We start from the raw sequence: 6,875 nt of genomic DNA, 5'->3' as shown, positions 1-6,875 counted from the left end.
TTATTCCAGCCTCAGCAATTCAGATGCTAGCTGCTTTTTAATCCAACCTTCTCTAGCCACTATCCCCTTAGCTCAGATACACTTAAGTAATCTCGCTTCTCCAACATTAGATTCATATAACTACGCACCGCTTCCAACCAATTGTAGATAGCACAGAATTAATGGTCAAAGTAATTAACACGCAAGTACCTTAAAATTAGCTTCTTTTTGCATGTCATAGACGATCTGCTGCAACGAACCCATGGCGGAACCTATATCACTAGTCAGACCTCTCACACCTAATAACCAACTGTTCGCTAACATGAAAACCTGCAAAAGTGCAGGTATTTCCGGCCCAAAAACCAATAAAACAAAAAATACCTGCAATTGTGCAGGTATTTCCAGCCCTTTCACCCTCTAATCCAAAAAGAGCCTGAAAAACATGCATAATCGCAGGTTTTTAGTGATAAAGGGTATTTCTGAAGCAAAAAGGATGCATAATCGCAGGTTTTTCATTCTTTGAACCCTCTATTATTGCACTTCAGCGAGCGTAGGGAGCGCAGGAATCGCTCCCCGGCGGGTTGTCGTAATGGCGCCTACACGGTTGGCGAAGGCGAATACGCGCTCCGCCGCGCCCGGCTCCGCCAGGGCGGCGACGATGCTCGTTGGCGTCACGCCCAGCGACGCCAACTGAAAGAGCATGCCGCCGACGAAGCTGTCGCCGGCGCCGGTCGTATCCACGGCTGCCACAGGCGTGCCGGGGATAACAACATCCTGCCGTGCGGTCACGACACGGCAGCCCTCAGCACCTAAAGTGATGATCACCACTTTAGGTCCCTGCTGCAGCAGCTGCTGCGCACCTGTGGTCGCGTCCACGCCGAGGAGGAATTCAATCTCCTCCTCGCTGACCTTGACCACATCCGCAAGCGGAAGCTGCGCAAGGATCTCAGCCCGCGCTGCGTCAGCGCTCGGCCACAGCGCAAGGCGCACATTGGGGTCATACGACACCAATGCGCCAAGCGCTTTCGCTCGCCGTGCCGCGTCGAGCGTAGCGGTACGGCAAGGCTCGGCAATCAGCGATACCGAGCCGAAGTGATAGACCGCGGCGTCTTCCAGCCACTGCGTCTGGACTTCGTCTGCGCGCAGCAGCATGTCCGCCGCCGGGTCGCGGAAAAATAAGAAATCGCGCTCACCGTCCGCGCGCAGCGAAACAAACGCCAGACCGGTCTTCGCTTCGTCGGTCTGTACAACAGCGGTGTGCACGCCGACTTCGTCAAGCGTGCGCACGAGGAAATCGCCGAACGGATCGCGGCCGATTTTGCCGATAAACCTAGCGTCGCCGCCGAGCTTGGCGACCGCCGCAGCCACATTAGCCGGCGCTCCGCCCGCCGCCCGCTGGAATCCGGTCACGTCCGCCAATGCTTGTCCATTCACTTCCGGCACGAAGTCGATCAATAACTCGCCCAAACACACGATATACTGTTTAGCCATCCCCAACTCATTCTCCCTTATTTTGATAGCCTAACCCATTCAACACGTAGGCTGTCGTTTGATGAATTAATGTTTCTGTATCGAGCTTCTCTTCCGTAAACATAAGCTCAAAAAACTCCCTCTGCTTATAAAAAAAGATCGAACCCAGCACAAACATTAATGTGCTTTCCGTAGAATCAAAATGAAAAATACCATCCTGCCTGCCTTTTTCCAAAAAATCTTTGAGTTTCTTCCAAATCGGGTACACGACTTCTCTGATTTGTTCAACGCGAGAGGTAATCGTGATAATTTCCATCTGCATCATCGTAATTAATTGAGGATCCGCATTTCGCATCCACACAACTTCTTCAATTACCGTTTGAACGCCGACTAGCGGATCTTCAATATCAAAAAAAGTATTCACTCTCTCGTTAGGGAAAAACTGTTTGAAAATCTCCCGGAAAACGCTCTCTTTTCCACCAAAATAATAGGAAACCAGAGCCACATTGGCCCCAGCTTCCTCACAGATTTGGCGAACACTTGTCGCATCATAACCATTCTTTGCGAATAGCTTTTTAGCGGCCAGCAGAATTTTCATTTTCATATCTAACTCTTGTCCAGCCATATCAAGAACGCCCTCCTCATTAGGTTAAGCGGTTTGTTTAAGATGCTGCCCCACAGGCGCAGCCTTTACCTTTTTTAAGGATACAACGATCACATCAATAGCCAGTGCAACCCCTGCGATCAGGAACAGAGCACCAACTTCCTTCCCTGTACCAGACCCGCCAAATAAGATATTCATAATCCCATTAATGGCATAGGTGGCCGGGAAAGCATTGCTGACGGTATGATAAAAGTTCGATAAAAGCTCCCTTGGCACAATAGCTCCTGATGAGACTAATTGCAAGGACATCATTGCGATGTTAAATAGCATACCTGCGTTCCCAAACAAAGTCAAAAACATTTGTGCAACAAGCCCAAAGGTCAATAGAAATAAAGACTCGAACCCCCAAAGAGCGAAAAATCCTTTCTCTACATGGCCCCCTAAAGCAACAACCATCCCCGCACTGATAAGCCCTATACCAACAGCGGAAACGACCGTCACAACAATTCGAGCGCTCAGCTTGCCAAGTTTGGACAGTGATGCACCAAGGACGTTTCCTGTTACAGCAAAGTTCATCCCCATGATCATCATCCCTACAAGAGAAGCAAGAACAAGCATCATCGGAAGCATTTGATTCGGCATATCTTTTACTTTATTTATACTTTGAATATCTGAAGTCACCTTGCTCGCCAATCCTTGACCTATCTTAGCTGCTTGCTCCGAAGGCAGGTTGGGATTCATCTGGGTAAGCACGGCTGTCGTACCCGCTGCCACCGCTTCTTTGTTCACTGTCGCTGTTACATTGCCGGCCACTGCCTGCATGATCGACTTCGTCATCGAAGGATTCGACTCATTAATTGTATACGTAATAGGCACGATTTGACCAGCTGTCTGAAGTTGTTTGGTGAAATCGGCCGTGATATGCATAACCATTTGAACACTGCGATCATTTAGCTGTTTTTGTGCTTCATCACTAGAGGCAACAACCTCGGTATGAAACGGCAGATTTGCTTGTAAGTTTTGAACAATCTTTGTTCCCATAGCCTGATCTTCGTTGACGATGGCAATTTTTAAATTACCTGTGTTATCCGATACCCCTGCGTATCCCGTCATCCAAATAATACTAAACAGCAGCTGAAACGTAATCGCGGTAGCAATGCCTACCTTCGTTGTTCCTTGCTTGAGAAATGCACCTAATGCGTGTTTCAATGTATACCACTCCTTCATTAAACAATCGTTTTAATCGTTCGTTTTAAACGTTTGTTTAAATTATAGGATGGCATTGCCTTCCTGTCAATACGTTACTTTCCGTCCCGGTATGCCTTCGGACTCAGTCCTGTGACTTTCTTGAACATTCGGCTAAAATGCTCCGGGTTTACATACCCAATTTTCTCGGAAATATCGGAGATTCTCAGACCTGTTTTCATCAAACGCTTAGACTCCTCAATCCGCAGGTTTGTCATGTATTGGATGAAGCTGCTCCCCGTTTCCTTCACAAATTGTTTACTCAAATACCCTTCGCTCACACCTACCATTTTACTGATCAAAGTGAGATGCAGATCTTCCTGAAAATGGCCGTCAATGAACGTCTTCGCTTTCATAACAGGGCTTACGGAGTGGGCATACGATTGCAAATGACGTTGGTGCAGCAGTTCAAATATACATTGGCAAATTTCACTTAGCCCTGTTACGGCGGCGGATAAAGTTGGCGAGCTTTTAATCCATTCAAAAGGGTCACTGAAAGCAATATGCTCACCGTCAAAATAATGCAAATCCTCCCACCGGATTCCCTTTTGATATAAGGGAGCACCAAGCTCCCATAAAAAGTCGGATAAAATGACCTTTGTATCCTGAGGATCTTGGCCTTTGGTCTCCCAAAGACAGCTAACAAGCTCGTTATACTTCTCCCTCCACCGCAAGGGATCTTCATGTTCCAACAACCGGATAACCTCGGAACTGATCGCTTTAGCTGACTTTCTAATCTCCGGCATGAGGTTAGATTTACCGTCTTTTTTATAAGCTTCCACAGACAGCAGTTCCGAAAATAATAATTGATCCGAACCTTCATAGTAACTGATCGCTTCAAGTACATAGGCCTGCTGGTACAGACGATGCCAACTGTGGACGCCGCTTGCTGCATCGCTGATGCCAACGGCAATCCGAACATTGAAAAATTGTTCCAAGCGAATTTTGATCAATGAAAAAGCAGCCTGCAGCTGTTCGCGAATCGCCATTGTGCTGCGATATTGCGGCAGGGAGCACAAAAGAATATAGTTCTGTGCATCTTGGCACAGAACCTCATGAAGGATAAACATGGAGTTGAATACGGTTTCCATCGTTTGTATGATAAAGCTTTCTGTTTTCGTCCCGTTTTTGTGGCCTCCCCTTCCTGGGGAATTCAGCTCGCGTGAGAGGGACAGCACAGCTGCGATCTGGTTGGTCTCTCCAAGCCAGCTGCGCATTTGTTCAGCCAAGCGAGCATACTCCGCTTCTTCTTTATTCGCATCCATGGTTAGAAACTGACGAAGCGCTTGCTCTTTATTCTCGCGCTTATCGCTCACTTTCTCGCTGGCCTTAGCGCCTTGAATTCCGCGCTTTTTCAATTCACACAAGGCTTTCATGACAATCGGCTGGATGTGCTCATCGTCCATATCCGTCTTGATGATGAAATCAAAAGCACCAAGCACAAAAGCCTCCCGCACGTATTCATATTCATTAAAGGCACTCAATATGATCGTGATAGGCATTGTACTCGCAGCCTGCGTCTGGAACGTGCGCAGCAGCTCAATGCCGCTCATTTTGGGCATTTTAATATCCATGAAGAGCAGATCAATATCGTCGCGCTGCTGAAGGATGCTCAGCGCCTCAAGTCCGTCCCCCGCCTCGCAGACGATCTGGATATTCAGCTCCTGCCAGGGAATCATCTGGTGCAGAGCCAGTCTAACGAGGGGCTCATCGTCAACAATCATCATTTTGTACATAAACTACCTCCCTCATTACACTGAAGATTTACCGAAGCTATCCTTTAATTGCCCCGTCCATAATGCCTCTGAAAATAAGCCGCTGAAACACAATATAAAACAGAGCGCTTGGCAGAAACACCATCATGATCGCTGCGCATAAAGCGCCTAAGTCAGAGGTATGTTCACCGACGAAGGTAGTTAAAGATGTAGCCAGTGTCGCCAATTTCCGATCCGGCATATACAGCTGCTGGACGAAGATATCGTTCATGATCGTCACGCTTTTCAGAATCGCCAGCGTCGCGGTTGCAGGGAGCAGCAGCGGGAAAATAATCGACCTGAAAATGCGAGGGTACGACGCACCGTCCAGCATCGCGCTTTCATCCAGCTGAACCGAGATTTTCTCTAAAAACTGCATATAAATATATATTTGCATAATATCCGTTCCTAGGTAAATCAGTAAAGGAGCTGCTAATGTATTATAAGCTCCGACCGCGTGTACAAGCTGGAATCGCGCGATTTCTGTCGTATACGTAGGAATCATCATCGAGACCACGAAGAGGAGCAGGATCGTCTTCTTCAACTTGAATTGAAACCGATTTAGTACAAACGCCGTCATCGTTCCCAGAAGAGCGTTGCCAATCATGCTGATCACTACTAATCCTACCGAATTCTTGAGACCAGTAAGGATGTTGCCTTCTTTGAAGGCTCGGATGTAATTTTTGAAATTAAGAAACGTTTGCGGTAAAGCAAACGAGGAAGATGAGGCGAACTCGTTGCTTGTTTTGAACGAACCCAAGAGCACCAATAGTATCGGCACAAAAACGATCACAGCCATCAGAGTAAATACCAAGTAATACACGACATTACTGACATAAGGACGCAGAGCCGAGGATATTCGAGACACCTACTATTCCCCCTTTTCTCTGATTAACCAGTTCTGCACCGTCGATAGAACGACAATAATGAGCAGCAAGATAACGGCTAATGCGGACGCCAATCCATAATTATTGTGCTTGAATGCGGTCATGATGGCGAATAAGCCAAACGTGCTGCTGGCTGTTCCCGGACCGCCGCCTGTGATGACAAGTGGGATATCATATTGAAGGAGGGCTCCAATAACATTCAGGAATAGACATATTTCAATAACACGGCGTACTCCAGGCAATGTCACATACCACTGCTGCTGCCAAAAGTTCGCGCCATCAATTTTAGCAGCTTCATACAATTCACTGGAAATCGATTGCAATCCGGCAAGCATCAAAACAACATGAACACCGGAGAACCGCCACAAGGACACAACAACAAGCGAATAATTGACAATCGAACGATTGCCCATCCAAGAGGTGATCCACGCTTCCAGTCCAACCGCCTTCAATAGCTCATTCAACGGTCCGTTCATCGGGCTATAAATATAACTGAACATAAAAGCTACGGCAATCCCGTTGACAATATAGGGCATCAAAATGGTAAAGCGGTAAAAAGAGCTTCCTTTCAGCGTTCGATTCAGCAGTACGGCCGCAATAAGTTCAAGAGGCATAACGCACAAATGGATAATAAAATATAATCCGTTGTTCATGAGCGCTTTCCAGGCATCCGGGAAATCAAAGATGATCTTTTTGAAATTACTCAAACCGATATAGCTCATCGTGGGACTATACCCATCCCAGTTCGTCAAGCTGTAGCGAAACAACTGAAAGGTTGGATAGATCAGAAGCAATAGCAGCAAAGATACAGGAATCAATAAAAAAGTGAAAATAACGATGTTCTGCTGCCTTTTGTATGTCATGGTTCGTCTCACTCCTAACTTGCCGGGAAAAAGTACGATGATACACCGCACCTTTTCCCTCTATGTCTTTATA

Annotated in this window: 7 protein-coding genes; all 7 read right to left on the bottom strand. The window is 47.0% G+C overall.

Features of this window, described 5'->3' with window-relative positions:
* Positions 1–174: 174 nt before the first annotated feature.
* The 7 genes from HQN90_RS33605 to HQN90_RS33575 all read right to left on the bottom strand — a co-directional run bounded on the left by HQN90_RS33605 (position 175) and on the right by HQN90_RS33575 (position 6,802).
* On the bottom strand, positions 175–393 hold the full coding sequence (locus HQN90_RS33605) for a hypothetical protein (protein WP_173227196.1): 219 nt from the start codon (positions 391–393) through the stop codon (positions 175–177).
* A 117-nt stretch (positions 394–510) separates the two neighbouring features.
* A complete protein-coding gene (locus HQN90_RS33600; protein WP_173227194.1) occupies positions 511–1,470 on the bottom strand; it encodes a PfkB family carbohydrate kinase in 960 nt (319 codons plus the stop codon).
* Positions 1,471–1,477: 7 nt separating this feature from the next.
* Positions 1,478–2,074, bottom strand: a complete 597-nt coding sequence (locus tag HQN90_RS33595; protein ID WP_173227192.1) for a TetR/AcrR family transcriptional regulator — start codon at positions 2,072–2,074, stop codon at positions 1,478–1,480.
* Positions 2,075–2,098: 24 nt separating this feature from the next.
* The gene (locus tag HQN90_RS33590) at positions 2,099–3,262 is read right to left on the bottom strand and encodes a YhgE/Pip domain-containing protein (RefSeq protein WP_246362963.1); all 1,164 of its coding nucleotides are present in this window, start codon (positions 3,260–3,262) and stop codon (positions 2,099–2,101) included.
* A 92-nt stretch (positions 3,263–3,354) separates the two neighbouring features.
* Positions 3,355–5,034 carry a response regulator transcription factor gene (locus HQN90_RS33585; RefSeq protein ID WP_173227188.1) on the bottom strand — a complete coding sequence of 560 codons (1,680 nt, stop codon included), beginning with the start codon at positions 5,032–5,034 and terminating at the stop codon, positions 3,355–3,357.
* Between the two features lie 37 nt (positions 5,035–5,071).
* Positions 5,072–5,920, bottom strand: a complete 849-nt coding sequence (locus tag HQN90_RS33580) for a carbohydrate ABC transporter permease (RefSeq protein WP_338042419.1) — start codon at positions 5,918–5,920, stop codon at positions 5,072–5,074.
* Positions 5,921–5,923: 3 nt separating this feature from the next.
* Positions 5,924–6,802 (bottom strand): carbohydrate ABC transporter permease, encoded by an 879-nt coding sequence (locus HQN90_RS33575; RefSeq protein WP_173227186.1) that lies wholly within the window; start codon positions 6,800–6,802, stop codon positions 5,924–5,926.
* Positions 6,803–6,875 lie beyond the last annotated feature (73 nt).

It is taken from the genome of Paenibacillus alba (assembly GCF_013204855.1).
Lineage (GTDB): Bacteria > Bacillota > Bacilli > Paenibacillales > NBRC-103111 > Paenibacillus_E > Paenibacillus_E alba.
This window is presented reverse-complemented; position numbering and strand designations above follow the sequence as displayed.